Genomic DNA, 4,232 nt, shown 5'->3' on the forward strand with positions numbered 1-4,232 from the left:
TATGGCTTCGCAGCCCGCCTGACTTCGATCTGGCATAAAGAACAATTCAGTCCTCCGATGAAACTGTTCAACCTCGTCAAGCGGAGCCGATGAGACAGTCGAGTACTTCGGCCATCAGAGCATTGATGCGTTGTTGGCGATTGTTTGCTGTTGTTATCGGATCAGCGGCAGGGCCGCTTCTCTCAGGGAGCAGTGGGCTTCATGGAGACCAAGCGGGTGGTGACCTGCTGTTGGACGGGCATCGTCTTGCCCTGCACTTTGAGTTGAATCGCGGCGGAGAAGACGGCCATGGAGATGGTTTTGCGTTCCAGATCAAAGAAGACGTGGCCGTTGACCTTGGAATTGTCGCCGAAGGTGACGGAGCGTTCGGTGTCGAGTTCACGACCGGTGCTGTCTTTATCCGGTTTGGATTTCATGGTGCCCTCAAAGGCGATCTGGGCCTGGCGGCGGCCTTCGCGGTCCACGATGCCGTCAAATTTGGCATTGAGCTTCACTTGGACTGTGCCGGCCTGGGGGAAGGGGACGGTTTCATCGGAGATCCACTTGTCGCCGGGGCTGACGGGGATTTGGGGGAGGCCCATTTCGAGCGAACGGCGGTACAGGGTGGCGAGTTGGCGGGCGGTGGAGATGGAGTTCAAGTCGGGTTCAATGCCGCCGGTGACCATGGAGCCGGTGTCTTTGGCATCGACGAAATCTCCCTTGTCATTATAGACGAGGGTGAAGCCTTTGCCGGCCGTCCCGCCGAGAGTCTGCTGGAGCTGCGGGCTGGAGGAGCCGGGGTTCCGCGAATCAAAAGCATAGCTTTTGCCCTCGAAGGTCATTTCACCAAGCAGGGAATCGATCAGCACTTTGGCTTCGGTCTGGCCTGCGGGCGTCTCGCTGACCGTGATGGAAGTGCTCTGATGGAGGCGCAGCTTTTGGTCGGTTGTCTTGCCGAGGGCCGTGAGGAAATTCGTCGTGTCGGTGTCTGATTCCTGGAGGTAAGTCATGCCCGGTTCCCAGTGCAGCTTCAGTTCCACCGGGGAATCCTGGGCGGGACAGGCGAGGGTGAGGCAGAGAAGGGAGGAGGCCAGAAGCACGGTGCGAAGCATGGCCCGAGGTAAGCGAAAGCCTGAGGCTTTGCAATACGGCTCTCCAGCCTGAGGCGAGGTTTTTGAGGTGAGCTGGAAATCGGCCAAGAAGTTGGCACGCTTCCGGCTTAAACCTATACTCGCAAAAGATTGGGCCAGGAAAATCATCTTCCGCCGGTTCTGATCGTTGCAATTTGTGAACCACACTACTAATTGCCGTTAACCATGAAAAAAGTCGAAGCGATCATCAAGCCGTTCAAACTGGAGGATGTCAAAGAAGCCCTTTCCGAAGTCGGAGTCGAAGGGATGACTGTTGTGGAGGTCAAGGGATTTGGCCGCCAAAAGGGTCATACCGAGATCTACCGTGGCAGTGAATACACCGTCGATTTCCTCCCAAAGGTGAAGATTGAGGTCGTCGTTGACGACAGCCGTGCTGACGCCGTGGTCGATGCCATCGTCAAGGCGGCAAACACGGGGAAAATTGGCGACGGCAAGGTCTTCGTCAGTGCTGTGCTTGATGCTATTCGCATCCGCACCGGCGAGCGTGGTGCTGATGCTGTTTCCAGCAGCTAGTTTGCCACCCCCAAAACTGCAAATCTACAAACGAACCCATCTGCGGCCTGCCGCAGTTGGGTTTTTTGTGGTCTGGCATGGGCATGAATGGGGCTTTTTCGTCACAATGACATGGTCTGGTAGCCTTGACAGCCCCCATCCTGCTCGCTCTAACTGGCTGGCCCGTCCATGGACGGGTTCCCTCCCATGATTTCTTTCCAAAAAATCTTCGGCAAATCAGATGTCTTTTATGATCTGCTCGAATCCAGCGCCAGCCACGCCCGGCAGAGCGTCCAGACATTGCACAAACTGCTTTCAGACGCCGCCGCGCCGCAGAACCTCGACGCCTTCACCGCCCTGCGCCGAGAGGACAAGAAGATCACCCAGCAGATCGACGAGGCGCTGTGCAAAACCTTTGTCACGGAGCTGGAGCGCGAGGACATCGAGGCGCTGGCCAATGCATTGTACAAGATTCCCAAGACGGTCGAAAAGATTGCTGAGCGCTTGTTGATTTGCAGCGAGCGTCTGGTCGGCGCGGATTTTTCCCGCCAGCTCAAACTGATGGACTCGGCAGCCGAGGTCGTCTTCACCATGGTGGTGGAGCTGCGCAGCAAGATGCATCTGGAGCGGGTGAAGGTTTTGAATGACAAGATTCAGCAGGTCGAAGGCGAGGCGGACAAGCTGGTGCTCGAATGTCTGCGGGTGCTCTACACCACTGAGAAGGACGCGGTGATGGTCGTCATCCTCAAAGATCTCTATGACCTGATGGAAAAGGTCGTGGACCGCTGCCGCGACGCGGGGAACGTCGTAGCGAACATTGTTTTGAAGAACTCCTGACCGACCGCCCCGCATGACACTCGTTCTTACCGTGGTGGTGGTGGCGTTGATCTTTGAGTACATCAACGGCTTTCACGACACCGCCAATTCCATCGCGACGGTGGTGTCCACCAAGGTGCTGACGCCGCGCATGGCGATCATCCTGGCGGCAGTGACGAATCTGGTTGGGGCATTGTTTGGCACGGCGGTGGCAAAGACCATCGCTTCCGGGCTGGTGGATTCCGCGTTTGTCACCACGCAGACCATCATTTGTGCGCTGGTGGGCGGCATCGTCTGGAATCTGATCACCTGGTGGTTTGGCATGCCGTCAAGTTCCAGCCATGCGCTGGTGGGCGGGCTCACCGGGGCCACTCTGGCCACGGCCAGTGGCAACTGGTCCGTTCTGATCTGGTCCAAGCCTCCCGCAGCCGGGAAGCTATGGTTCGAAGGCGGCGGCCTGCTCTACAAAGTCGTGGTGCCGATGATCAGTTCACCGATTGCCGGGTTGTTGCTCGGGTTCCTGGTAATGTCGTTTCTTTACCTGTTGATTTCCACCTTGAACCACCTGTTCGGCATTTTCAAACCGCACATGGTCAGCGGCGTGTTTGGCAAATTGCAGATCGTAAGCGCGGGGTTCATGGGGTTCAGCCATGGTTCGAACGACGCGCAGAAAACGATGGGCATCATCGCTCTCGCTCTGCTGGCCGGGACAAGTTCCGGCGATCTGGCCGGGATCCCAGACTGGCTGGGCTTCCTGCGCATTGAGTCACTGGGTGAAAAAAGTGATCAGATTCCCATCTGGATCAAGGTGGCCTGCGCCCTGACCATGGCCGCTGGTACAGCTGCCGGCGGCTGGCGCATCATCAAGACTTTGGGTCACAAATTGGTGAAACTGCAGCCAGTGCATGGTTTTGCAGCAGAGACGACGGCGGCCACGGTGCTGCTGGCAGCAGCGCATTTCGGCATGCCGGTTTCCACCACGCATGCCATTACCACGAGCATCATGGGGGTGGGGACGGCCAAACGGCTCAACGCCATCAAGTGGAATGTCGTGACGCGAATCATGTGGGCCTGGGTTCTCACCATCCCATTCACGGGGCTGCTGAGTTACGGGCTGTTCAAGCTGTTCGGCACGCCGGTGGGGTGATCTCGTCCAGGGCTGCTTTGAGCGCAGCCACCATGCGGTCGATTTCCTCCAGGGTGACGCAGAGTGGCGGCATCAGCACGAGGGTGTTGCCGATGGGCCGAGTGAGCAAACCTTGCTTGCGGGCGGCGAGGCAGACTTTTGGGCCGAGGCTGAGGTCGGTGGAATCGATGGTCATGGCTGCGATCATGCCGCATTGGCGGAAGCCGGGAAGATCTGACATCAATTCGCGCAGAAGGGCGATTTTGGCCGGGAGCTGCTCCAGCACCCGTTCGTCACGGAAGACCCGCAGGCTCGCAAGTGCCGCCGCGCAGCCGAGCTGGCTGCCAGCAAAGCTGTGGCCGTAAAAAAAGGTGCGGCCCTCATGGGGCTCCCCGAGGAAGCCGTTAAACACGCGCTCGGTGGTCAAGGTAACGGCCAGCGGTAGGTAGCCACCAGAGAGGCCTTTGGCGAGGCAGAGGAAATCGGGAACGACGCCTTCGTGCTCACAGGCGAACATTTTTCCAGTGCGGCCAAAGCCGGTCATGACTTCGTCGAGGATTAAAAACACATCCTGCTCTGCGCACCAAGCATCCAGCTTTTTGAGCATACCCTGCGGCCAGATGCGCATGCCCGCAGCACCTTGGATGAGCGGTTCGATGACGATGGCG

At 58.1% G+C, this 4,232-nt stretch carries 5 protein-coding genes; 3 read left to right on the forward strand and 2 right to left on the reverse strand.

Features of this window, described 5'->3' with window-relative positions; translation table 11 throughout:
• Positions 1 to 182: 182 nt before the first annotated feature.
• Positions 183 to 1,091, reverse strand: a complete 909-nt coding sequence (locus PSV43_RS09905; RefSeq protein WP_300196286.1) for a hypothetical protein — start codon at positions 1,089 to 1,091, stop codon at positions 183 to 185.
• A gap of 204 nt (positions 1,092 to 1,295) precedes the next feature.
• On the opposite strand from PSV43_RS09905, the gene PSV43_RS09910 reads away from it, so the two are divergent.
• From PSV43_RS09910 to PSV43_RS09920, 3 genes are all read left to right on the forward strand, one after another.
• The gene (locus PSV43_RS09910) at positions 1,296 to 1,643 is read left to right on the forward strand and encodes a P-II family nitrogen regulator (RefSeq protein ID WP_184344828.1); all 348 of its coding nucleotides are present in this window, start codon (positions 1,296 to 1,298) and stop codon (positions 1,641 to 1,643) included.
• A gap of 186 nt (positions 1,644 to 1,829) precedes the next feature.
• The gene (locus tag PSV43_RS09915) at positions 1,830 to 2,459 is read left to right on the forward strand and encodes a DUF47 family protein (protein WP_300196290.1); all 630 of its coding nucleotides are present in this window, start codon (positions 1,830 to 1,832) and stop codon (positions 2,457 to 2,459) included.
• A 13-nt stretch (positions 2,460 to 2,472) separates the two neighbouring features.
• Positions 2,473 to 3,585 (forward strand): inorganic phosphate transporter, encoded by a 1,113-nt coding sequence (locus PSV43_RS09920; protein WP_300196292.1) that lies wholly within the window; start codon positions 2,473 to 2,475, stop codon positions 3,583 to 3,585.
• On the opposite strand, the gene PSV43_RS09925 is transcribed toward PSV43_RS09920, so the two are convergent.
• Positions 3,557 to 4,232, reverse strand: a 676-nt coding sequence (locus PSV43_RS09925; RefSeq protein ID WP_300196294.1) for an aminotransferase class III-fold pyridoxal phosphate-dependent enzyme, incomplete at its 5' end; no start/stop codon positions are given. The two genes, PSV43_RS09920 and PSV43_RS09925, sit on opposite strands and share 29 nt — an antisense overlap.

Origin of the sequence: Prosthecobacter sp., assembly GCF_029946185.1 — a bacterium.
Taxonomy (GTDB): domain Bacteria; phylum Verrucomicrobiota; class Verrucomicrobiia; order Verrucomicrobiales; family Verrucomicrobiaceae; genus Prosthecobacter.